The sequence below is a fragment of the Arthrobacter sp. SRS-W-1-2016 genome, from assembly GCF_002009585.1.
Taxonomy (GTDB): Bacteria; Actinomycetota; Actinomycetes; order Actinomycetales; family Micrococcaceae; genus Arthrobacter; species Arthrobacter bambusae_A.
On the sequence record NZ_MTPV01000059.1, the window covers coordinates 43,406 to 66,175 of the forward strand.

Here is a 22,770-nt window from a genome sequence, read left to right on the forward strand (position 1 = left end):
TATATCTAAGGCTGGTGACGTTCTTCGTTATCGCCGCCGTGGTGTCGGCCATCGCGCTCACTCATTGACCTTCAGCAGCTCGGGTGTATCGCGACCTTGACAAAGGCCGCCGTCTGGTAGAGGTACTGATACCCCCAGGAATAGGTGGGGTTGGTCAATGAGATCAGTGGCAGGGCCCGCCGATCGGCGACCATGTGCAGGTCTCCCGCGTAGCAGCGGCTGACGATCACCCGGGCCCGCGTCACATGGAACTGGGCGGTCAGGACGTCCGCGCTCCTCCAGCCATACTGTTCGGACAGACTTTTCAGCGCCCGCGCTTCGCCTTGTGTCGTGAAAGGTTCGGGCTTGAAGCAAATAATGCGGTACGAGCGCTGAGCGCCACAGATGCTCGCCTCGAATCGGCCGTGTTGATCCACCGGGCTTGAGACCGCAAGCGTGGGTGCATACCGCTGCTGCATCAACTGTTCGGCGTAGACCATGCGTTGGTCCGGCGGCCCCAGCACGAAGAGCACATCCGCGTGTTGTGGCTCGTCCGCGGGTGGGGCAACGTACAGAAAGATTCCGGCTCCGGCCCAGACGATCGCTAAGGCTGCAATGACCGCAAAGGACCGAAAGAGCAATCTCTTCTTTCGGGTTGGCGGGGTGGCCTGTGTTTCGTGATCGCGGAGAAGGGTCATACCGTCCTCTTACCAAAGCGGGATGTGGGCGGCAGCGCTGCACTGGATCTAAGACTACTATTTGCGGGCATGGACTCCCACTGGCGGCCTCACCCAATAACCACCAGGAGGACGACGTTGTCGCCGTCCTGGCTGAGTGTTACGTCCTTGGACAGGGCCTGAAGGGTTGTCATCCCGAGGCTAGGGCGGAGTTGGCCTCGGAGCCGGCCAGGGGAACTTATGCCTATCTGAAGACCTCTAGTGTCCGTTGAGATCGTGACCCGGACATTGTTTCGTTCACCGTGTCGGATGGCGTTGGTAAAGCCTTCTGAGAGCACTTCGATGACTGCTTCGGCCCTGGCGGGGTTCTCGTCGCACAAGACCCACACTCCAGGCTGGATGTCGCATGCCAGCTTCAGCACGCGCCCCCAGGTATTCAGCAGGTCCTGGATACTCGCTGCTGCGCTCCCTGCCTGCCCGGGCGACTCCTCCAAAATCTCATTCTGGGCAGTAGTCACGGCACGGGTCAGGATGTCCCTCACCCGTGGCGGGGCAAGATCCCTTTCGCGATCGTTCCCTCCGGAAGCAGCCAAGGCGAGGGCGCTCGAAACCAGGTTTCCCTGAAGCTTGGTGTGCAGAATCCTGGCGACCCGCCGACGGGTGTGGAGCAGCTTTTGGTGCGCGCGGTCGGCTAGCTTGAGTTGCTCGTTGAGCGAGCGTGCCAGCCTGACCTCATGCCGCCGTCGTTGGCTCTCGGCAGCTCGAAGAACCGCCACAGTGAGCGCAGTCAGCGGATAGGCCCAGATGGCGGACCAGTAGAAGTACGGGGCATAGCCGAATGCGTCCTGCAGCAGGCACGTCACCGACGCTCCAATTGCGGCCGTGCCCGCGTAGCAGAGGGTCATGGCGGAAATCCGAATCAGGGGATGGGTGATCCGCCGCACCGTCCGGGCCGTCGCGGCGTTTCCGGCGAGCAGGATGGCCCCGCCCACAACCCACTGAACAAGAAGGAAAAGGAGGCCGTATTCCGTCAGCAGTCGCACCGCGATGAGTGAAGCGAAGAGCAGGACAGGCAAAGCAACCGGTGCAGCTTGGATCAAGTGCGCCAGCCCCGGCGTGCGTTCTGCACGGGAAGGCCGCTGCGGAGGGGCTGACTCGGGCGGCAAAGGTGTGTGGTCGTGGAAGAGCTGGTGGCTCATCGGGCGGACGACGCTATCGGAGATCGTCCGTAGCAGGCGTGCGGCCTCGGCTCTGTCGAGGCTTGTCATCATCCCGGCAGGGAGGGCCGCGTCAAGGCGTGTGGAGAGCTCGGTGACATAGTCGGATCGGATCGAGCGCAGACGGTTCTCATCGAATCCGAGCTGCGCTTCGATCACAGCCTGAGCAGCGCGGAGCCTGCGTTCAAGCACGGCGTGCCCGCGGATCGAGTCCGTCAGCATCGCAATCGCCGAAAGGAAAACCAGGGCCATCCCGACGTTGATGAGGATGCGGGCCCAGAGGTTTTCGCTGAGGTCCGCAATGTTCAGAACCTGCGCGGACCAAGCGACGAGGACCGGGCGGCAGGCGCCCAACAACGCGAAGGTGCCGAACGCCGTCGTGATCCTGCCCTTAGGGCTCGGGCGTGCCGTGATCAAAGGGCGAAGGAGTATCCCCAAAAGACCAAGCATGACGTGCGCAAGAAGCAGGATCGCGATGCCGGCACGTTCCCCCACCATCGTGGCCGATCCGGTCCCGGACAGCGTGTTCGATCCGGCGAACATGTTCATGACCGTCAGCGACAAGGGCAAGGTCAGAAGCCACGACCAGAGGCTCAGGGCATTGTTACCTCCGATGCCCCGGGCCCAGAGTGCAGGGGAGCGGCCGCTCATTGGCCGCTATCGGCAGGGTCCGGCCACCCGAACGTGCGCGCATACAGCGTCGCTGCGGCAACACGCGGGTTCACGCCCGGACTACGGTTCAAGCCGAGCGCCTCGAACGTGCGCGAAACGGCCTTCTCCACGGATCGCATGCTGCTTCCCCGTTGTTTGGCGATTTCAGCGTTCGACCAGCCCTCCGCGATCATGCGCAGGATATCCAGCTGTACGCGGGTCAGCGCGCCGATCTTCGCTGCGTCCGACGCCACAGGGGGAGTCACGGTGAGCGGAAGTTCCACGAGGGTCGAGTTCACTGCACTGATGAGGCCGTCCACGGAGTCAAGGGACGCCTTGTTGACGAAGGTTGCCCCGGCCGGCAACTCGGAAAAGGGAGCTTCCGACGGATAGTTGGTGAGGAACACAATGGCGCACCCCGGGGAGAGCGACTTCACGACATGCGCCAGTTCGACGCCGTTGGGCCGGGTTCCCAGATCGATGTCCGTCACCAGGACATCGGGATCGACGGCGGCGAACATCGACAGCGCCTCGGACGCGGACGCGCAATCATGCACGTCGAATTCCGCGCCCTTCAAGGCCTCGGCAACAAGCCCGCGCATGAATGGTTGATCTTCGACAACCAGCACCCGCCGAACCCACCCCAGATCCCCCATGGTTGAAGGCTATCCGAGCGCGCCCGGTGATTCACCGGCAGCAGCCAGTTGTTACAACTCAGGATGGATTACGACGGCGGCGCGCTCGCGGTCCGCTTCGCGACGCCGCCTGCCGGAGTGCTTGCCCCAGGCGACGGCCTCAGTGGCGGAGGGCGATCGTGACAACGACGCCTGTGGCGACAGCCAGAATCGCCAATCCAACGTAGGACAGTCTCCGCTGAAACCTTCTCCGACGCTCACGCCGTTCATCCCTGGCCAGATATCCCGTTCTGAAGTTCCCCATGCCGCGAGGATATCGCCGCTGAATCTGCGCTCGCCTGCCGGGGTTCGGGTATTGCGACCGGCCGTTCCCAGGAAGGACACGGCCAGGACGCCTTCCGACGATCAGCGCGGGGGACTAGGATGCCGGAATGAAAGTTACGTTGCTCCGCGGGGAGGGCGATGGCGGGCCCGATTGCCCACATCAATTCGTTGGTCGCTGCGATGATTGCCTCGACGCCGAACGAAATTCACGTGGTGAATCGGGTGGCCACGAGCCGGTGGGTCCCAGCGAATAGTCGTCGGTGCTTCCTCCGGGAGGCGCCCGTCGTCGGTACTTGCCTCGAAATGAATAGGTGGAATCCATGCGGATTACCGTGATTGGGCGGGGTCACGTCGGCGGCGCCCTCGCACGACGCTGGACGGCCGCAGGCCACGACGTGACTGCGCTCGGCCGTGACGGCGGTGATGCCACCGGCGCTGACGTGGTGGTGGTCGCCATCCCGGGAGACTCGATCGCCGTCGGGCTCGCCAACATTGCCGGCCTCGACGGCAAGGTGACCATCGATGCCAGCAATACCTTCGGCGATCGGCCGCCGGGCTACGACTCGATCGCCCATCAGGTCAAAGCGATGATCGGCGGGCCCACCGCAAAGGCGTTCAACACCAATTTCGCGTCGATCTACGACGCCGTCGATGCGGAGCCAATGCCTCCAGGAACCCTCTACGCGTCCGACGCCGATGCTCGCCAGGTGGCCGAGCAGCTCATCAGGGACGCAGGATTCGAGCCGATCCACCTTGGCGACTTGGCAAAGGCTCCACTGCTGGAAAGCCTCATCGCCCTGACCTCAACGCTGGACAGGGGAGAACTCGGTCCGTTCTTCTACCGCTTCAACCGCCCCGGCGAGATGGCGGCACGATTGGGCCTCAACCCGAGCTGAGTTCCAGCCCGCCAACCCCTACTGCAGCTTGAACAAATTGTGCGTGGCCGGCCCCTCCAGCAGTTTGCCCGCGGCCGAGAATCGCGATCCGTGCAGCGGGCAGTCCCAGGACTTCTCGGCGTCGTTCCAGTGCAGGATCCCGCCCAAGTGCGCACATTCTGCCGACACCCGGCACACCACGCCATCCACCGTGCAGATAGCGGCGGGTTTCCCGTGGAAAAGTCCTGTGACGCCCGTTCCCTCGGCGGGGCTGGTCTCTTCCGTGATGGCAGGCTTCTTCTTCAAGGCCGCCTTGTCCCGGAAATTCTGCTGCTGTGTCTCGACGTTGAGCGAAATCGTCGACGCTGCCCCGCGGGCACCGGTGATCCGGTGGTGGATCGTGCGGGCCCACTCCGGCTTTTCGCCACGGATATCCGCAGTGATATCCAGCGCCGCCGCAACACCGTTTGTCATGCCCCACTTGTTGTAGCCGGTGCCGAAGAAGATCTTCCCGTGGCCCCGGGGAAGCCTGCCGAAGAACGGCATGAGATTGCCGGCCTGGTAGTCCTGGGCAGCCCACGTGTGCGTGACCTCGGCCCCCGGATAGTGCTGTTGGGCCCAACCGAGCAGCTCATTCACATGGACCTGCGTCGACGGCGCCCGGCCACCCGCATGACCGAACCCGCCCACCAAAAGCAACGACCCGCCGTCGGGCATTGGATAGTCCCTCAGTGAGCGGGTGGGCGGCTCCGCGGAAAGGTACATTCCGGGAGGCGGGTTGATGCCGTCCGGCAGCCGCAACGCGGCGGCGTACGAACGATTGGGCCGCAGCTTCGCGAAGTACAGTCCGCGGTTCAGGATGGGTGTCCCGGTGGCGAGCACCACGTTGCGGGCGCGGACCTCGCCCTTCCGTGTGACCACCGTCAGGGGATCGCCGTTGCGGACGTTCATGACGCGGATACCCTCAACAATGCTGCCGCCGGCAGCCCGGACGTCCGCAGCCAGCGCATCCAGGACGTCCATGGGGTTGAACTGGGCCTGCTTCGCAAGCCGCAAGGCGGCGTCGACGTCGAACGGCAGCCCCGTCTCGCGGGTGGACTTGACGTTGAGCCCGCACGCCCGGGAAGCGTTGGCTTCGGCGACGAGGTGTTCCGCGCCGGTCGGCGTGGTGGCGAAGGTGTAAGCGTCCCGGTACTGGAAAGGCACACCCCGGCCCTCGAGGTACTCGAGCAGCCACTTCTGGCCTGCCCGGTTCGCGTCCACGTAGGCGCGGACCACGTTCACCGAATACTGGTCCCGGAGCCTGGACAGCGTAGTGCCCTGCAAAAGGCTCAACTTGGCCGTGGTGTTGCCGGTGTTGACCGCACCGATGTGCCGGGCCTCGAGGACCAGCACGCTGCTGCCGGCCCGTGCCAGCATGAGGGCCGTGGCCAGGCCCGTGATCCCGGCGCCGACCACGACGGCGTCGTAACTGTTCCCTGGCATGAATTCATCGGGGCTCGCAGCTGCGGAAGCCTCGCGGGCGTCTAGCCACAGAGAAGTCATAGCGTCCCATGTCCCTTCAGCCGGCCGCGGCCCACACCGGAATTAGCGCGGCGGCGGCCCGGTAGTGCCAGAGAAGCAGAAGGCCGCAAGAGAAGCAATAGGGGAGCGTGCGGGCTTCGCGGGATGCTGTGCCGAGTCAACGAAAAACGGGGTCTGACAGACCGGTCTGTCTGCTTGCTCCGGGAGTACGATTACTCTCACCATGAGTACGCCAGATGCCTCGGAAGCACCCGGTTCGTCTTCATTGCCAGCCGGACAAACGACCACCCGTGATGACGCGTTGGATCGTATCCTGGACGCCGCCTACGAACTCTTCTCCCGCCGCGGGATCCGCGCGGTGGGGGTCGATCAGCTCATCGAGCGTTCAGGAGTAGCGAAGGCCACCTTCTACCGCCACTTCCCCTCGAAGGACGATCTGGTTCTTGCCTTCCTGGCGCTTCGCGACCAGATCTGGACCGTGGACTTGATCATCTCCGACGCCCGGAACCGGGGAAACACCCCCGAGGAGCAGTTGCTCGCGATCTTTGACGTCTTCGGCGACTGGTTCCAGCGGGAGGATTTTGAGGCGTGCTCGTTCATCAACGTCCTGCTTGAAATGGGGCGTGAACATCCCCTGGGCAAAGCCAGCATCGGCTACCTTGCCAGGATCAGGGGGCACATCCAGGAGTTGGCAGAAGAAGCCGGACTGGAACGCACCGAGGATTTCGCGCGCTCCTGGCACATCCTGATGAAGGGGTCCATCATCTCGGCCACCGAAGGGGACGTCCTGGCGTCGAAGCGCGCCCAACAGATGGCCTCCTGGCTGATAGAACAACATCGGGGTCCGGAGCGCCCGGTAACCGCCTGAGACGTCCCGAGTCCTGCGGGCCGGGTCAGGTGCGCGCGGTGCGGCCGCGACCGCCGGGAGAGGCGAGGCGCCCGGCTTTTCCGGCCCACTTTGCCCATTCGCGGGGCTGGACCGAGGGCCGGCCAAGGTGATACCCCTGTCCAAGGGGGACACCCAAGCCGGTAAGAGTGTCGAGCTCGTCCTTGGTTTCGATGCGCTGGGCAGTCAAGACCGCCCCGATCTCCCGCGCGAACGCAACCTCCGCCTCGACGAGTTCCTGCCGGAGGGAATCCAGGTTCAGGCCCGCAGTCAGATTCCGCTCCAGTTTGATCATCTCCGGCTTGAGCCGAAGAACGTGGCTCGCCGCAGCAAAGAAGGAACCCGTATTCTCGATGCACAACCGCACGCCGGCACTGCGCAACGGAGCCACTGCTGCGTCGAGCGAATCAGCCTGATCTTGCGGAAACTTCCCGGAGACTTCAAGGATCACCCGACCCGGCGCCACCGGAGTTTGCTCGAAAAGCCCTGGAAGACGCGGATCCAGGCAGACCTCGTCGGAAAGCTTCAGCGCCACGAAAAGGTGGGGCGGCAGCTTGAGCGCGGCCTCAAGCCCCGACTCCAACGCCGCGAATTCGAGATCGGTCCGGAGCCCCGAGTCCTCGGCTTCCGCGAACCAGAAATCGGCAGGATCTCCGCTGTCGCTGACGAAGCGGGTCAACGCCTCGGCGCCGACCGGCGTGCCCGTGGTGAGGTCGAAAACGGGCTGGAAGGCGGTCATCAGCATGTGGTCCCGGAGCACGGCCTCAAGCCGCGGGCTGCTTGGGTGCTGAGACTCCGGCTCGTCCTGCGGGGCCGGCTCGCCTTGTTCGGCCGGCTCGTCCCTCTCGCCTTGCTGGTCCGGCTGTTCCGACCTGAGCTCAGACAAGTGCTCCAGCAACGCCTCTTCCGGATGCCCGGGGTTGGCGGCAATGTGCTGGCGAAGTTGCTCACGCACAGCGTCCGTCGCTTGCGAAGAGTCCGACAAGACTTCATCGATGATTTCGAGAACCTGGCGGCGCAGCCCACTCAGCTGCTTGAGCGGCCGCTCGGCAGTCTCCCCGCTGGCCCGCAACCCGGCGTCGGTCAATGCAAAATGAGACGGTTTTCGCGTCGACATGAAATCATTCCTTTGCCTTTAGCTCCCCCCCGAGCCCGGGACCTGCAAACAAGGGGAATACTACAGGCGAACAATCCAGCAGGCGTGCATTGGAATGAAATCTCAATTGGAAGGAAAGGCGCTCTCGATCCTCCCAGCTCCACGTGGGTAGAATCGAGGCCTGAACACTGCCGGAACGCATCAGACGGAGAAACAATGTCAGCATGGCTCGAAGTCGGCCCTAACAACTATGTGTTGGAGACCGAAGGGTGCCTGCTCAACACGGGCCTCGTTGTAGGAACGGAACGAGCCATGGTGATCGACACCGGTTGCGGCCCCCGCCAGGGCAAGCAGATCCTCGCGGCCGTCCGCGAAAAGACCCAGCTGCCGCTCGTCGTCGTGAACACCCACGCCCACTACGACCACTACTTCGGCAACGCCGTTTTTGCCGACGACGGCGTCACGGAGTTTTGGGGGCACGTCAACTGTGCGGCGACAATCGACGACGACGGCGACCACCAGCGCCGCTTCGTCGCCGCCACGGAACCTGAGATGGCCGCGGGCCACGGCGACGCCGTCGAGATCGTCATTCCCAACGCGATCGTCAAGGATCAGCCTGTGCTGGTTGACCTCGGCGGCCTCACCGCGACGCTGTTCTACCTCGGCCGTGGCCACACCGACGGCGACCTCCTGGTCGGCACGCCCAGCACCCTTTACGCCGGTGACCTCGTGGAACAAGGTGCGCATCCCTCGTTCGAGGACTCCTACCCGGAGGATTGGGCCGACGCCTTGCGGCACATCTCCGCTTTGCGCCACCGCTACGAGTTCCTCATCCCCGGCCACGGCAAGCCGTGCAGCGACCAGTTCGTGAAGACCATGGCCAACACCATGTCCACAGCGGTCCGGCAGGCCAGGCAGTCGATCCGGGACACGCCGTCGGACGCTACCAAAGCGATCCCGGTGCTTCCCTACGGACCCGAGCAATCACGCTGGTTCATCAAGCGGCTCCAGGAGACGCAAGCGCAGCACTAAGCGGTGTGCTTGAAGGCGTGCCCGGCCTCGCGGGCTGCGTAATAGATGATCACGGCTCCCGCCAGGGGATCGGCCCACCACCAGCCGAACAGGGCATTCAGTGCTAGCCCGGCCAGCACCGCGCCGGCCAGGTAGGCGTCCACGAGGGTCACTTTTCCTTCCGCGCTGAGCACCGGATTGCCCATGCGGTGTCCCGTGCGGATTTTGCCCCACGCCAGGGCGAGCATGACCACGAAGGTCAGGGCCGTCCAGGCGATCCCCGGAACTGAGGTGGCCGGGCGGACTCCCGTGGCAAACACGACGGCCACCTGGATGAGCAAGTAGGCGCCTAGCACTGCGAAGGCTATCCCGATCAGTCGCATCGCAGGGGCTTCGCGCTCCTTGTGGGAACCTTTGAGCTGCCACACCACCACGATCGAAGCAAAGATCTCGATCAGGGAATCCAGGCCGAAACCCGCCAGTGCCGGGGAACCGGCCTGGATGGCGGCGGCTGCCAGGACGCCGAGGCCTGCCACGTTCCAGCCCAGGGTTGCGTATTCCAGCCGCAACCCGCGGCGCAACAAGATCACGCGGTCCTTGGTTCCTTGCTGAGGCAGGGGAGTGGTCATCAGTGCGTTCCGGTTTCGTGGACGGCGTGGCCGGCGGGTTCGAGCTGGAAGGTGGAGTGTTCGACGTCGAAATGCCCGGTGAGGCAGCTTTGCAGTTCATCAAGGATCAGCGGGGCATGTCCGTCGTGGAAGCAGCTCTCGTCCAGGACAACGTGCGCGGAGAGAGCAGGCAGGTCCGAGGTGACTGTCCAGACGTGCAGATCGTGGACATCGTGCACATGCCCGGTTTCGAGCAGGTGTTTCCTGACCTGGTCCAGGTCCACACCTTCGGGTGCGCCTTCCAGGAGGATCCTCCCGGAGTCCCGCAGCAACCCCCACGCGGCGTGCAGCATCAGGGCCACCACGATGAGGGAAGCGATCGCGTCTGCACGGGTAAAACCGGTGGTCAGGACGACGAGCCCGGCGATCGCCGTCGCAATGAATCCGTAGAGGTCGGTCAGGAGGTGCTGGAAGGATCCTTCCACGTTCAGGCTGGACCGGTTGGCTTTGGCCAGCACCCACACCGCCACGAGGTTCACGATCACCCCGAAGATCGCGACGACCAGGACCGGACCGCCCTCGACCGGTGGCGGATCGACGAGGCGGTGGATGGCCTCCACGGCCACGAGGGCGCTGATGACCAGCAAAGTGATTCCGTTGGCCGCCGCGGAGAGGATCTCCGCGCGCTTGAACCCGAACGTCCAGATTCCCCGCGCCGGACGGGCCGCGAGGCTGATCGCCCACAGCGAGGCGGCGATCGCCCCGGCGTCGGTAAGCATGTGCCCGGCGTCCGACAGCAGCGCCAAGGACCCGGAAACCACCGCGACAATCACCTCGACGATCATGAACCCGACAATCAACGCCAACGCAATCACCAGAAAGCGCCGGTCCGCGTTCGCCGCTATCGCGTGGCTGTGGCCGTGGTGCTTGGCCGTGTTGCCTGGGGAGTCGTGGGTGTGGTTGGTGCTCACTGGGCACTGTCCTTCTTGGAACGAGCCGTGCGCTCGGGGTGAACGGCGACGGTGTGACCGGTGTGGGTCAGGCCCAGGTCCAGCAGCATCCGGACGTGGGCGTCATCCAGCCGGTAATAAGCCATCCGGCCGCGCCTCGAAACGGAAACCACCCGGTGGGCGCGCAACAGCCGCAACGCATGGCTGACCGCGCTCTCGCTCATCGCCGTCGTCGCCGCGAGGTCGCACACGCACAGTTCCCCGCCTTCCAGCAGGGAAGTCAACAGACGCAAGCGTCCCGGATCGCCCAACAGCGAGAACACATCAGCAAGCTCGGCAATGTCATGATCCGAGGGCAGGGACGCACGGACGAGTTCGACCTTGTCAGGGTCGACAAGTTTCACGCCGCATTCATCGACGGCTTCACGGGCAGCCACGGGACCTCCAACGTATGAACAAGTATTCAGAGGTCAGTATAGGCGAAGGGGCCACAAATCCCAGCCAGAGGCTGCCGTCTGGGAACTTCGTAGGAGTTATCCCGTTTGTCGCCCGAGCGAAACAATTGCGGCGTACTGTTCCCGGTATGGGGAACAAGATGATTGGGCTGTCGGCTCGTGAATCGAAGCAGGAAATTCGGAAGCAGCGCCTTCACGTGCTCGCGTACGTGGGGCTGGGGATCCTCGCTCTGGCGACCGCGGTCGTGGTCGTCATCGCCCTGCGACGCTAGGGACCATAACGCCAATCCGCTACGGCCGTGTCCCGTTTTGCCCGGCCTGATCCCGGTTCTGGGCCTCGTCGTCGGCTTCGAGCAATGCGGCGAGGGCCGCCAGGGCGGGGACGGCGTTTTCGATTGCGTTCCGGTAGCTCTCCGGGAGCCGTTCGAGGGCTTGCCCGAGTCGTCTGTCGTTGGCGGCCTGCCATGCCGCCAATATCTCCGTGCCGCTCTGTGTCAGGCTCAGGTTCGCGGCCCTGCGGTCACCCGGCCGAGGGGTGCGTTCGACCAGGCCCGCAGTCACCATTTGCTGCACCAGGTTGCTGACCGTGTTGGTGGCAAGCAGAACGTCCTGGTGAAAGGGTCCGGCTACAACATTCCCGTCAACAAGGATCACGATATTTTCGCCAAGACCGGTACTACTGACGGAAACACCATGACCTGGACCGTCGGTGCTACTACGGGAATCTCGACCGCTTCCTGGTTCGGCAGCTACAAGGGCATCGGACCGCAATGGGTGAACCAGGACATCAGGATCAACGGAAAATACTATGCCGGGGTCGACGGAGCGGACATCGCCGGTGGCCAGTGGGCTCACCTGATGGACGCCGCCGCCCCCAAATACACCGGCAATCCCTTCCCCGTGCCCCCCGGACTCGATGATCCGGTAGAGGAAGCTGAGGCCGCTCATAGCGGATTAGCCGGCCGCCGTGATCCACGCGGAATCGGCAAACAGGTCCGGCCATCTCACATCCCAGGACTGGTTCGGTGGACCGCCGGGGCGCCTTCGTTGGCTGGCAAGGCCTTTCTAGCTGCTCAAGGTGGCGAGGGCTTTGCGCAGGCGAGTGCCGGCATCCTCGGCAATCTCTTCGACGCTAGGCGCAGCGCTGAGCTGGACCATCGTCTGCGGGTCGATGGCCTCGATGGTGGTGGTGCCAGCGTCTTTGCCGCGCCGCACGACGACGTTGCAAGGCAGTAGCGCACCGATTTCCGGCTCTGCGGCGATGGCCCGGCTGGCCAGCGCCGCGTTGCAGGCACCAAGGATGGTGTAGTCGCCCACGGCGTCAGCGGCTTCGGCTCCAAGCTTGGCTTCGAAGGTGGAACGCACGTCAATTTCGGTGAGGATTCCGAACCCCTGGGCTGACAGGGCGTCCCGGGTGCGGTCCAGTGCTTCGGCCCACGGAAGATCGATGGTCGTGCTGAGCGTGTAAGTCATGGTTCTCCTTGGGGGACTTGAGTGCGGGGATGGTCAGGCGAGGGAGAGGAAGAGCTTTTCCAGGTCTTTCCTGTCCATGCTTGCGTCCTTCTGGGTGATGCACTGTTCCAGGCCTGTGGCGATGATGGCGAACCCGGCACGGTCGAGGGCCTTGGATACAGCTGCGAGCTGGGTGACGACGTCCTTGCAGTCCCGGCCCTCCTCCAGCATGCGGGTGACGGCGGCGAGCTGGCCCTGTGCGCGCTTGAGGCGGTTGATCACAGGCGTGAGTTCGGTTGGGTTCAGTTCCATAGGGGTCTCCATTGGTGGGGTGCGCTTCCATCAACTATATACCCCCTAGGGTGTTTTGACTACCCCCGGGGGTATCTGTAATACTCGGTGGGGTATTCACGTTTTCCTATCGAGAGGCCAGCAATGACTTCCCCTTCCGCGGCTTCAGCCGTTATCGCCCTTGCCCCGGAGGCCCTGCGAACCTGGATCGCCGAGCACCAGGACCTGATGGTCATCGATGTGCGTTCCGGCGCCGAGTTCGAGTCCTTGCACATCAAGGGCTCATACAACGTGCCGCTGCCTTTGCTTTCCGAGCACACCGACGAGCTCGCGGCGAGGCTGGGCTCTCGCGTGGTTCTGGTGTGCCAGTCGGGAGTGCGCGCCGAGCAGGCACGCCAGCGCCTCGGCAAATCAGGGATCGACGGCGCCTACGTCCTGACGGGCGGTGTTCCCGGGTTCGCAGCCGCGGGCGGCGATGTTGTCACTGGAAAGGACCGTTGGGACCTGGAGCGCCAGGTCCGTTTGGCTGCAGGTTCCCTGGTGGTGCTGGGCCTGGCCGGGGGCAGGTTCGTCTCTCCGAAGGTGCGCATGCTGGCCGGCGTCATCGGAGCCGGGCTGACCTTCTCAGCCGCCACCAACACGTGCGCCATGGGCAAAGCCCTCTCGGCCATGCCATGGAACAAGGCCGCCACGGAGCCCACCCGCGAAAGCGCCATCCTGCAGCTTCCCGCGCCGGTGCTTGAAGAGGACTCCGCGGCATGATTCCGGCCCTGGTCCTGGGGCTCGTCGTCGGGATCGTCCTGGGCGTAGTGGGCGGGGGCGGGTCGATCATCGCCGTTCCGGCCCTGGTGTACGGGGTGGGCATGAGCCCGGCCCACGCCATCCCCACCTCGCTGCTGGTGGTGGGAGCGTCCTCGCTGGCCGCCCTGCTGCCCCGGGTCCGGGAGGGCCTGAACTGGCCGGTTATCGCACTGGTCGGGGCTGCCGGCATTCCGGCGGCCTGGGGCGGGGCGGCCGTGGGCCGGCTGTTGGACCCGAACATCCTGATGCTGGCCTTCGCCGTGATCATGGTGGCAGCGGGCATCCGCATGCTCAGGAAGCCGCGCGAATCCGAAGGGTCCTGCAGCACGGGGCCGCACCGGGCCTTCCGGTCCTGCGCCCCGAAGGCGGTGGGGGTGGGGCTGCTCGTGGGCTTCCTCACCGGACTGCTCGGGGTGGGCGGGGGCTTCCTCATCACCCCCGCGCTGACGATCTTCCTTGGCCTGCGCATGAAGCAGGCTGTCGGAACGTCCCTGGCGATCATCGTCATCAATTCCGCCGCCGGATTCAGTGCCCATGCTGCCGGTTACACCATCGACTGGGCCACCACCATGGCGTTCGCGGTCCCGGCCATCCTCGGTTCCCTCGTGGCCGCCAGGCTGGCCGGCCGCCTGAAAGACAAGCACATCCGCATCTCATTCGCGGTACTCATCTTCGCCGTCGCGGTGTGGGTCACCGCCGGCACCGTCAACGCCTGACCTCGCCCAATAGGAGAGCACCATGGGACTGATCGATTCCCTCAAGAAGGCATTCCGCAAGCCCTACAGAACCATAAGCGTCGCCCAGGCCAAGGAACTTCTGGCCTCCGGTGCCACCCTGATCGATGTCAGGTCCGCCCAGGAATGGCGCTCCGGACGAGCGCCCCAGGCCAAGCACGTCCCCCTGGACCGGCTGCAGGCCAGCCAGGCGGGGATTCAAAAGGGCCGGCCCGTCATCGCCGTCTGCGCCTCCGGGGTACGGTCCGCCTCCGCGGCCCGGTTGCTCGCTGCTAAAGGGTACGACGCCTACTCGCTGCGCGGCGGCATGGCGGCCTGGCGCCAGGCCGGCGAACCCGTCCGCTAACAACAGCCCACAATATTCCGAAGGAGAATCCTATGGCCGAAATCACCATCACCGAAGCCGAACAGCGCCGCACCACCGCCCGCATCCTCGATGTCCGCGAGGACTTCGAAGTCGCCGAAGGCATGATCCCCGGCGCCCTGCACATCCCCATGGGCCAGCTGGAGGCACGCCTGTCCGAACTGGACCCGGCAATCCCGGTCATCGCGGTCTGCCGCAGCGGCAACCGTTCCGCCGCCGTGGCCGACGCCCTCAACGGTGCCGGCTTTTCGGCGGACACCATGGCCGGCGGCATGGTCGCCTGGACCCGCGCCGGGCTCCCCACCACCTGAGCCGTAAATTTCCCTCCACCCCTATCCGAAGGAGAGCATCAATGCTTATTGAACGCATTTACGACGAAGACCTCGCCCAGGCCAGCTACCTGATCGGCTGCCAGGCCAGGGGCGAGGCTGTTGTTGTGGACGGCCGCCGCGACATCGCGGTGTACCAAGACCTGGCCGCGAAGAACGGAATGAAGATCGTGGCCGTCACCGAGACCCACATCCACGCCGACTACCTTTCCGGCACCCGCGAGCTCGCCGCCGCCACCGGAGCAAAAATACACGTCTCGGGCGAAGGCGGCCCGGACTGGCAGTACGAATTCGACGGCGAGCGGCTGTACGACGGCGACAAGATCATCATCGGCAACGTCAGCATCCAGGCAGTGCACACCCCGGGCCACACCCCCGAGCACCTGTCATTCCTCGTGACGGACGGCGCGTTCAGCGACCAGCCAGGCTACCTGCTCTCGGGTGACTTCGTTTTCTCCGGGGACCTGGGCCGCCCGGACTTGCTGGACGAGGCGGCCGGCGGCGTGGACACACGCTTCGAAGGTGCCAGGCAGCTCTTCGCCAGCCTGCGGGATAAATTCCTGACCCTGCCGGACTACGTCCAGGTCCACCCGGCCCATGGAGCCGGGAGCGCCTGCGGCAAGGCCCTCGGTGCGATTCCGTCTTCCACGGTGGGTTACGAGCGGCTCTACGCCTGGTGGGGCCCCTACCTCGCCGCGAACGACGAACAAGGCTTCATCGACGAACTCCTCGACGGCCAGCCCGACGCCCACGCCTACTTCGGCCGGATGAAGCGCGAAAACCGCGAAGGACCATCCGTCATGGGTGAGCGGATGCCCCTCGATGAGCTGGACACCGCCGACGTCGCGGCTGAGCTGGCAGCGGACAAGGTCACGTTCATTGACACCCGTCCCAACGGCGAAGTCCATGAGGGAACTGTCACCGGCTCCCTGAACGTGCCCGCCGGAAAGTCAGTTGCCAGCTACGCCGCGTGGGTGGTGAACCCCGAGACTGACAAGAACCCGCTGGTGCTTCTGGCGCAGGACCAGAAGCAGGCCCAGGACATGTGGGACCACCTGGTCCGGGTCGGCATCGACAACGTTGCCGGCTACATCACCAGCATTGACGGGTTGCCAACGTTCGCGCCAAAGCTGATCCAGCCGGTCGACCTCGCCGGCTTCGACGCCGCCATGGTGCTGGATGTCCGCAACCGCACCGAGCACACCGCCGGACACATCCCCGGCTCCCACCAGCTCAGCGGCGGCCGGGTCATGTGGCACCTGGACCGGCTCCCCGCCGAAGGCACCATCGTGAGCTACTGCCAGTCCGGCGTCCGAAACTCCGTCGCGGCCAGCGCGCTGCGCCGGGCAGGGTACGACGTCGTCGAACTCGACGGCAGCTACGCAGCGTGGACCATGTGGCAGCACACTCAGCAGAACGCCGCCGCAGCAAAATAACTCGAAGCCGTCCGGGCAGGTCCCCCCTCCCGCCCGGACATTCGGCCCGGGCGCGTCCCCCACGCGCCCGGGCACCTCCTAACAGGCCATGAACGGAGCACCACGAATGCGGAGAAGGACACTCCCGCCCCATGACCCGGAATCCACCGGAGCCACGCTGGGACTTCGGCAGAACCTGGCCCAGTTCATGCTGCTGGTAGCAGTCAACGCCCTGGTGGGCGGCACACTCGGGCAGGAGCGCACTGTGCTGCCCTTGCTCGCTTCCCGGACGTTCCAGCTAGGCCTCTACACGAGTGCGCTGACGTACATTCTCGCTTTCGGTCTGTCCAAGGCCGCGATGAACTACTTCGCGGGAACGCTCTCTGACCGGTACGGCCGCAAACCCGTTCTCGTCGCAGGTTGGGTTCTAGCAATCCCCGTGCCGGTCATGCTCATCTTCGGGCCGTCCTGGGGATGGATTGTCGCGGCGAACGTGTTCCTAGGCGTCAGTCAAGGCCTGACATGGTCCACCGCAGTAATCATGAAGATGGACCTCGTCGGACCGAAGAGACGTGGCCTCGCAATGGGCTTGAACGAAGCGGCAGGCTACCTCGGGGTAGCCGTCACTGCCCTTGCGACCGGGTACATCGCCTCCGCGTACGGGCTCCGGCCCGGTCCGTTCCTCCTGGGAGCTGCGTACATCGCCCTCGGTTTGGGCCTGTCTGTCCTGACCGCACGCGAAACCCACCACCACGCCAGAAGCGAGGCAACCCGGCGCGCCGGTGCGCACGCCGGCCTCACCACGCGCCAGGTTTTCACGCTCACCAGCTTCAAGGACCGCTCGCTCTCGGCCGCCAGCCAGGCGGGACTCGTGAACAACCTCAACGACGGCCTCGCCTGGGGTCTCTTTCCAGTCCTATTCGTCACTTCCGGGCTCTCCCTGAATCAGGTAGGCATCCTGGCCGCCGTCTATCCCGCGGTCTGGGGCGCGGGGCAACTCGTCACCGGAGCCGCCTCGGACCGGTGGGGCCGCAAGTGGCTCATTGTGGCTGGCATGCTCGTCCAAGCCACGGCACTCGGGATAGTCGCCGCTGCCCACGGATTCGGGCTCTGGTTCGTCGCCGCAGTCCTCTTGGGACTCGGAACGGCAATGGTCTACCCCGCACTACTTGCTGCAATCGGAGACGTCTCACACCCCGCCTGGCGGGCCCGCTCTATTGGGGTCTACCGGCTCTGGCGTGACGGCGGCTTCGCCATCGGGGCGCTCTGCGCCGGACTTCTCGCGGATCTGTATGGGATTCCCGCTGCCATCGCCACGGTCGCCGCACTCACCGCCGTCTCCGGCCTCGTGGTTGCCTTCCGCATGCGCGGAAATGACCACACGGCCGGATAGACGTAGGCTGGCTACGCTGTCCCTGGACGCCGGTTTCCGGCTCCACAGGGGCATCGGAAAGGGGCACGATGAATCCACTAGCAGTGGTATTGGGATCCACCGGCTATATCGGCGGACGGCTCGTCCCGCGCCTGCTTGACGCCGGTTACGACGTCCGCGTCCTGGTGCGGCACTCGAACAAGCTCAAGGATGTCCCCTGGGCAGCCCGCGTGGACGTGATGATCGGCGACCTGGAGGACGTGGACTCCCTGCGCGAGGCCTTTGCCGGGGCCGGCGCCATCTACTACTTGGTGCACTCGATGGGCCCATCGGGCCAGCGGTCCTTTGAAGAGACCGAAAGGCTCTGCGCTAGTAACGTTGCGCGGGCAGCGGCCGATGCCGGTGCCGGACGGATCATCTACCTGGGCGGGCTGCACCCGGAAGGAACGCTCAGCCGGCACCTCCGATCCCGCAAGGAAGTGGGCGACATTTTCCTCGCGGAACCGCAGGTGCCCGCGATAGTGCTTCAGGCCGGCGTCGTGATCGGTTCCGGTTCGGCGTCCTTCGAAATGATCCGGCAACTGACCGAAGTGCTGCCCGTCATGGTGGCTCCCCGATGGGTGCGGAACAAAGTCCAGCCGATCGCGATCCGCGACGTGCTGTACTACCTGGTCGCAGCCGCCGGACTCCCGGCCTCACTCAACCGCAGCTTCGACCTCGGCGGCCCGGACGTCCTCCGCTACGACGAGATGATGAACGGCTACGCCGCGGAAGCCGGCCTGCGGCGCCGGCCGGTGATTGCACTGCCCGTCCTGACCCCATGGTTGGCATCCCAGTGGGTCAACCTCGTCACCCCCATACCCCGCTCCCTGGCCGTGCCGCTGATCGGGTCCCTGCAGCAGAACTGCGTGGTCGGAGAACAGGACATCCACCAATACATCGAGCCGCCCGACGCCGGGCTGCTTGGATACCGGGAATCGCTTCGCCTGGCGTTGGCGCGCGAGTCGGGCGGAGAAGTCGAAACCAGCTGGCAGAACTCCTCCGTTCGCGGCGCTCCGAGCGATCCGCTTCCCAGCGACCCGCAATGGGCCGGCCACCTGGTGTACCAGGACAACCAACAGCAACTCACGACGGCCACCCCCCAGCAACTGTGGCAAGTCATCGAAGGCATCGGCGGAGACAACGGCTGGTACTCGTTTCCCTTGGCCTGGTCCGTGCGCGGCTGGATGGACAAGATCGCCGGAGGAGTCGGGCTCCGACGCGGCCGGCTCAATCCCACCCGGCTGAACACGGGGGACGCACTGGACTTCTGGCGCGTGGAACAGATCGACCGCGGCTCCCTCTTGCGCCTCCGCGCGGAAATGAAGGTGCCCGGGCGAGCTTGGCTGGAGATGCGCGCCGAGGAGGCCGAAGGCGGAGCTCTCTACCGTCAGAGGGCGGTCTTCTTCCCCAAGGGCCTGGGCGGACGGTTGTACTGGCTGGCAGTCCTGCCCTTCCACGGTGTCATCTTCAAGGGAATGGCCAACCGCATCACGGCAGCGGCGGCGGCGATCGCCGACGACGGTCCGGCCTAGCGTTAGACGGCCTTGCGTTAAACGGCCTTGCATTAAACATTGACGAATGTAAATATTTACGTGTGTCTATGTCATTGGAGTTGACGCCCGTCCAGGCGGTGGCGTGCTGCTCGCCGCTGTCCAGGGAACCCTTGTCGGAATCCGAAGCCGAAGGAATCGTGCCGCTGCTGAAAGCGCTCGGCGATCCGGTACGGCTGCGGCTGATGTCCCTCGTGGCGTCCCACGAGGGCGGCGAAGCCTGCGTCTGCGATCTGAACGACGCGTTCGAGCTGTCGCAGCCGACCATCAGCCACCACCTGAAGGTCCTCCACGAAGCGGGCCTCCTGGAACGCGAAAAACGCGGTGTCTGGGTCTACTACCGAGCCCGCACCGATGCCCTGTCCGGCCTGGCGGCCTTGATCGGGGGACAGGCCAAGTGAGCGTGCTGGCTCGGCGGGCCGTGGCCGAGTTCGCCGGCACCGCCTTCCTGGTCATGGCCGTAGTGGGCTCCGGCGTCATGGCCTCGCGACTGTCGCCGAACGACGTCGGACTGCAGCTCCTGCAGAATAGCGTCGCCACCGGCGCCGCGCTCGTGGCGTTGATCCTGGCCCTGCAGCCTGTCTCGGCATCATTCAATCCTGTGGTCACTTTGGTGGAACGCGCCCTGGGGATCCTGGACACGCCCACCACGCTGGCACTGGTCGCTGCCCAGTTCACCGGCGGCCTGGCGGGAACCGTGCTCGCCAACCTGATGTTCGGCCTCGACGCCGTGACGCTCTCCACGCATGAACGGGCCGGGGGAGGGCTGTGGCTCGGCGAAGTAATCGCCACCGCCGGATTGCTCCTGGTCATTTTCGGCATCATCCGCTCCGGGCGGCCTGACAGGGTTGCCTTCGCTGTCGGCGGCTACATCACGGCCGCCTATTGGTTCACCAGTTCCACCAGCTTCGCCAACCCCGCCGTCACCGTGGCCCGGATGATCACCGACACGTTCGCCGGCATCGCCCCGAGCTCCGCGCCGGCGTTCATCCTCGCCCAGCTGGTGGGCGGCGCCGTCGGGCTTTTCCTTGTCCGTGCCCTTTATCCGAGCGTTGCCTCGTTGGCTTTGCTCGCGCCTGTGCCCACGCCCGCTTCCGCGCCAGCCTCCGCATCCGATCGAAAGGTCCTCTCATGACCGCCAAGAAGCCCTCCGTCCTCTTCGTCTGTGTCCATAACGCCGGCCGTTCCCAGATGGCCGCGGCCTTCCTCACCACCCTTGGCGAGGGCCGGATCGAGGTCCGTTCCGCAGGTTCCCAGCCCGCGGACAAGGTCAACCCGGCCGCCGTCGAAGCCATGGCCGAACTCGGCATCGATATGTCTGCCGAAATCCCCAAAATCCTCACCACCGAGGCCGTGAAGGAATCCGACGTCGTCATCACCATGGGCTGCGGCGACGAATGCCCCTATTTCCCGGGCAAGCGCTACGAGGATTGGGTCCTCGAAGACCCGGCCGGCCAGGGCATCGAAGCCGTCCGCCCGATCCGCGACGAGATCAAGTCCCGCATCGAGGGCCTGATCGATTCCCTCACCCCCGCCATGTAACGACGGACGCAGCGAGGCCACGGATCAAACAGAGGACAGGATTGGATTCAATGAAGAAACTACCCATCGCTGTGATCGGCGCCGGACCTGTCGGCCTGGCCGCCGTCGCGCACTTGCTCGAACGCGGCCTGGAACCTGTCATCTTCGAAGCAGGCCCGACGGCGGGCGCCGCTATCGACCAATGGCGGCACATCCGCCTGTTCTCACCATGGCGGTTCAACCTCGACGCCGCAGCCGTCCGCCTGCTTGAGCCATCCGGCTGGGAAGCACCCCGCCTCACGGCACTCCCGTACGGCGGGGAACTGATCGACGACTACCTCGCGCCTTTGGCCGCCCTTCCGGCCATCAGCTCCCGTCTCCAGACAGGTGCGCGCGTCATAGCGGTCACCCGTGCCGGCCTCGACAAAACCCACGTCCGGGACCGCGACACCACGCCATTCGTTGTGCGGGTCGAACACGAGGACGGCGAAACCCGAGACCACACCGTGGCAGCCGTCATCGACGCCTCGGGGACTTGGTCCACCCGAAACCCGCTCGGCACCTCGGGCCTGGCGGCCATCGGCGAGAACACCGCCGCTGGCCGGATCTCTGCGCCCCTGCCGGATGTCATGGGCCGGGACCGTTCATCCTTCGCTGGCCGCCGGGTCCTCGTGGTCGGAGCAGGGCACTCCGCGGCGAACACCCTGATCAACCTCGCCGACCTCGCCAAGGACGAACCCGGAACCACGATCCTGTGGGCCGTCCGGGGCGCGTCTGCGGAGAAGGTCTACGGCGGGGGGGACGCCGATGGGCTGCCCGCGCGCGGGCAGCTCGGGTCCCGGCTCCGCCGTCTGGTCGAGGCCGGAACGGTCGAACTGCACGCCGGATTCGGTATCTCTTCGCTCAAGACCTTGGACACCCATGTGAGCGTCGAAGCCGTCGACGGCCGCACCCTGGACGCCGACGTCGTCGTTCCCTGCACCGGTTTCCGGCCAGACTTGGACATCCTGCGCGAAGTCCGCCTCAACCTGGACCCAGCGGTCGAGGCACCTGTCGAGCTCGGCCCGCTGATCGACCCCGAATTCCACTCCTGCGGCACCGTGCCCCCGCACGGCGCCCGTGTCCTGGCGCATCCGGAGAAGGACTTCTACATCGTGGGCATGAAGTCCTACGGCCGCGCCCCGACATTCCTCCTGGCCACCGGCTACGAACAGGTCCGCTCCGTCGCAGCGTCCCTTGCAGGCGACCAGGCCGCCGCCGACACGGTCCACTTGGAGCTGCCCGAAACAGGCGTCTGCTCCACGGACGCCGGCACAAGTTGCGATGTCCCCGCCCCGGACACCCTCGCACCCGTGGAAACCGGCTGCTGCGCCGCTCCCGAACCGGTGCTAGTGGGGTTCCCCACCGGGCTTACCCACGGGCGATCGGGCACAGCCTGATGGACCCGGCCCGGGAGGCATGCCTCGAAGGATACCGACGGGCCCTTCACGAGCTGAACAGCTGGCTGGAGAACTCATCGACGTCGGATCTGAAGCGCAAGAGCGCCGGGACCCGCTGGACCAACGAACAACTGCTTTTCCATATGGTCTTCGGGTACATGATCGTCCGGTCTCTCTTGCCTCTGGTCCGCGTGGTGGGCCGCCTGCCCCGATCCTGGGGCAAGGGCTTCGCGGCTATGCTGGATGCCGCCACAGGACCGTTCGACGTGGTGAACTATTGGGGTTCCCGGGCCGCCGCCATGGTCTATGGCCGCCGCCGGATGGGCCGGAAACTCGAGACAACCATCACGGCCCTGGCGAGCCGCCTTGAGCGCGAAACTCCAGCCACCCTGGCCAGATCGATGCCTTTCCCGACTCGTTGGGATCCGTTCTTTACGGCCGAAATGACACTCGCGGACGTCTACAACTACCCCACGCTGCATTTCGACTTCCACGCCAAGCAGCTGAGCCTACGGCCGCAGGATTCCTTGCCTGACTCGTCCTGAAGTCCGCGTGGCGCCGCATTCTGCCGC

The 22,770-nt window shown here is 65.2% G+C and carries 26 protein-coding genes; 15 read left to right on the forward strand and 11 right to left on the reverse strand.

Going from position 1 to position 22,770, the window contains the following annotated elements; translation table 11 throughout:
• Positions 1–71: 71 nt before the first annotated feature.
• From BMF89_RS14365 to BMF89_RS14375, 3 genes are all read right to left on the reverse strand, one after another.
• Positions 72–677: an ElyC/SanA/YdcF family protein gene (locus BMF89_RS14365; protein WP_078107787.1), complete on the reverse strand. Its 606-nt coding sequence runs from the start codon at positions 675–677 to the stop codon at positions 72–74.
• An 89-nt stretch (positions 678–766) separates the two neighbouring features.
• Positions 767–2,524, reverse strand: a complete 1,758-nt coding sequence (locus BMF89_RS14370) for a hypothetical protein (RefSeq protein WP_078107788.1) — start codon at positions 2,522–2,524, stop codon at positions 767–769.
• Positions 2,521–3,180, reverse strand: coding sequence for a response regulator transcription factor (locus BMF89_RS14375; RefSeq protein ID WP_078107789.1), 660 nt, complete (start codon positions 3,178–3,180; stop codon positions 2,521–2,523). The genes BMF89_RS14370 and BMF89_RS14375 overlap by 4 nt, the downstream gene beginning before the upstream one ends.
• Positions 3,181–3,803: 623 nt before the next feature.
• Between BMF89_RS14375 and BMF89_RS14380 the strand changes: the two genes are divergently transcribed.
• Positions 3,804–4,379 (forward strand): NAD(P)-binding domain-containing protein, encoded by a 576-nt coding sequence (locus BMF89_RS14380; RefSeq protein ID WP_078107841.1) that lies wholly within the window; start codon positions 3,804–3,806, stop codon positions 4,377–4,379.
• Between the two features lie 18 nt (positions 4,380–4,397).
• Here the strand turns inward: BMF89_RS14380 and BMF89_RS14385 are convergent, their stop codons facing one another.
• A complete protein-coding gene (locus BMF89_RS14385) occupies positions 4,398–5,903 on the reverse strand; it encodes an FAD-dependent oxidoreductase (RefSeq protein WP_078107790.1) in 1,506 nt (501 codons plus the stop codon).
• Between the two features lie 202 nt (positions 5,904–6,105).
• Between BMF89_RS14385 and BMF89_RS14390 the strand changes: the two genes are divergently transcribed.
• Entirely contained in the window at positions 6,106–6,750 is a 645-nt protein-coding gene (locus BMF89_RS14390) for a TetR/AcrR family transcriptional regulator (RefSeq protein WP_078107791.1), read from the forward strand.
• Positions 6,751–6,775: 25 nt separating this feature from the next.
• Here BMF89_RS14390 and BMF89_RS14395 read toward each other — a convergent pair whose 3' ends face one another.
• Positions 6,776–7,885 (reverse strand): EAL domain-containing protein, encoded by a 1,110-nt coding sequence (locus tag BMF89_RS14395; RefSeq protein ID WP_078107792.1) that lies wholly within the window; start codon positions 7,883–7,885, stop codon positions 6,776–6,778.
• A 195-nt stretch (positions 7,886–8,080) separates the two neighbouring features.
• Here BMF89_RS14395 and BMF89_RS14400 point away from each other — a divergent pair, with 195 nt between their 5' ends.
• Positions 8,081–8,896: an MBL fold metallo-hydrolase gene (locus tag BMF89_RS14400; protein WP_078107793.1), complete on the forward strand. Its 816-nt coding sequence runs from the start codon at positions 8,081–8,083 to the stop codon at positions 8,894–8,896.
• Here the strand turns inward: BMF89_RS14400 and BMF89_RS14405 are convergent.
• From BMF89_RS14405 to BMF89_RS14435, 6 genes are all read right to left on the reverse strand, one after another.
• Positions 8,893–9,504, reverse strand: a complete 612-nt coding sequence (locus BMF89_RS14405) for a cation transporter (RefSeq protein ID WP_078107794.1) — start codon at positions 9,502–9,504, stop codon at positions 8,893–8,895. The two genes, BMF89_RS14400 and BMF89_RS14405, sit on opposite strands and share 4 nt — an antisense overlap.
• Positions 9,504–10,454 (reverse strand): cation diffusion facilitator family transporter, encoded by a 951-nt coding sequence (locus BMF89_RS14410; protein ID WP_078107795.1) that lies wholly within the window; start codon positions 10,452–10,454, stop codon positions 9,504–9,506. The genes BMF89_RS14405 and BMF89_RS14410 overlap by 1 nt, the downstream gene beginning before the upstream one ends.
• On the reverse strand, positions 10,451–10,870 hold the full coding sequence (locus BMF89_RS14415; RefSeq protein ID WP_139359675.1) for a metalloregulator ArsR/SmtB family transcription factor: 420 nt from the start codon (positions 10,868–10,870) through the stop codon (positions 10,451–10,453). The genes BMF89_RS14410 and BMF89_RS14415 overlap by 4 nt, the downstream gene beginning before the upstream one ends.
• Before the next feature lie 309 nt (positions 10,871–11,179).
• The gene (locus tag BMF89_RS21980) at positions 11,180–11,836 is read right to left on the reverse strand and encodes a hypothetical protein (RefSeq protein ID WP_171983503.1); all 657 of its coding nucleotides are present in this window, start codon (positions 11,834–11,836) and stop codon (positions 11,180–11,182) included.
• A 117-nt stretch (positions 11,837–11,953) separates the two neighbouring features.
• A complete protein-coding gene (locus BMF89_RS14430; protein WP_078107797.1) occupies positions 11,954–12,361 on the reverse strand; it encodes a DUF302 domain-containing protein in 408 nt (135 codons plus the stop codon).
• 33 nt (positions 12,362–12,394) lie between these two features.
• The gene (locus tag BMF89_RS14435; protein WP_078107798.1) at positions 12,395–12,652 is read right to left on the reverse strand and encodes a metal-sensitive transcriptional regulator; all 258 of its coding nucleotides are present in this window, start codon (positions 12,650–12,652) and stop codon (positions 12,395–12,397) included.
• A 123-nt stretch (positions 12,653–12,775) separates the two neighbouring features.
• Here BMF89_RS14435 and BMF89_RS14440 point away from each other — a divergent pair, with 123 nt between their 5' ends.
• The 12 genes from BMF89_RS14440 (at position 12,776) to BMF89_RS14495 (ending at position 22,743) form a co-directional block, all read left to right on the forward strand.
• Positions 12,776–13,393 carry a rhodanese-like domain-containing protein gene (locus BMF89_RS14440; RefSeq protein ID WP_078107799.1) on the forward strand — a complete coding sequence of 206 codons (618 nt, stop codon included), beginning with the start codon at positions 12,776–12,778 and terminating at the stop codon, positions 13,391–13,393.
• A complete protein-coding gene (locus tag BMF89_RS14445; protein WP_078107800.1) occupies positions 13,390–14,148 on the forward strand; it encodes a sulfite exporter TauE/SafE family protein in 759 nt (252 codons plus the stop codon). Before BMF89_RS14440 ends, BMF89_RS14445 begins: the two co-directional genes overlap by 4 nt.
• Before the next feature lie 22 nt (positions 14,149–14,170).
• Complete coding sequence (locus BMF89_RS14450; RefSeq protein WP_078107801.1) at positions 14,171–14,512, forward strand: rhodanese-like domain-containing protein; 342 nt, start codon at positions 14,171–14,173, stop codon at positions 14,510–14,512.
• Between the two features lie 32 nt (positions 14,513–14,544).
• On the forward strand, positions 14,545–14,841 hold the full coding sequence (locus BMF89_RS14455) for a rhodanese-like domain-containing protein (RefSeq protein ID WP_078107802.1): 297 nt from the start codon (positions 14,545–14,547) through the stop codon (positions 14,839–14,841).
• Positions 14,842–14,882: 41 nt separating this feature from the next.
• On the forward strand, positions 14,883–16,295 hold the full coding sequence (locus BMF89_RS14460) for an MBL fold metallo-hydrolase (RefSeq protein ID WP_078107803.1): 1,413 nt from the start codon (positions 14,883–14,885) through the stop codon (positions 16,293–16,295).
• 106 nt (positions 16,296–16,401) lie between these two features.
• A complete protein-coding gene (locus BMF89_RS14465) occupies positions 16,402–17,667 on the forward strand; it encodes an MFS transporter (RefSeq protein WP_078107804.1) in 1,266 nt (421 codons plus the stop codon).
• A 68-nt stretch (positions 17,668–17,735) separates the two neighbouring features.
• Complete coding sequence (locus BMF89_RS14470; RefSeq protein ID WP_078107805.1) at positions 17,736–19,220, forward strand: SDR family oxidoreductase; 1,485 nt, start codon at positions 17,736–17,738, stop codon at positions 19,218–19,220.
• Between the two features lie 68 nt (positions 19,221–19,288).
• A complete protein-coding gene (locus BMF89_RS14475; protein ID WP_078107806.1) occupies positions 19,289–19,639 on the forward strand; it encodes a metalloregulator ArsR/SmtB family transcription factor in 351 nt (116 codons plus the stop codon).
• Positions 19,636–20,373 carry an aquaporin gene (locus BMF89_RS14480; RefSeq protein WP_078107807.1) on the forward strand — a complete coding sequence of 246 codons (738 nt, stop codon included), beginning with the start codon at positions 19,636–19,638 and terminating at the stop codon, positions 20,371–20,373. Before BMF89_RS14475 ends, BMF89_RS14480 begins: the two co-directional genes overlap by 4 nt.
• Positions 20,370–20,780, forward strand: a complete 411-nt coding sequence (locus BMF89_RS14485) for an arsenate reductase ArsC (protein ID WP_078107808.1) — start codon at positions 20,370–20,372, stop codon at positions 20,778–20,780. The genes BMF89_RS14480 and BMF89_RS14485 overlap by 4 nt, the downstream gene beginning before the upstream one ends.
• Positions 20,781–20,830: 50 nt before the next feature.
• Positions 20,831–22,198, forward strand: a complete 1,368-nt coding sequence (locus BMF89_RS14490; protein ID WP_078107809.1) for an FAD-dependent oxidoreductase — start codon at positions 20,831–20,833, stop codon at positions 22,196–22,198.
• On the forward strand, positions 22,198–22,743 hold the full coding sequence (locus BMF89_RS14495; protein ID WP_078107810.1) for a DinB family protein: 546 nt from the start codon (positions 22,198–22,200) through the stop codon (positions 22,741–22,743). The genes BMF89_RS14490 and BMF89_RS14495 overlap by 1 nt, the downstream gene beginning before the upstream one ends.
• Positions 22,744–22,770: the final 27 nt, after the last annotated feature.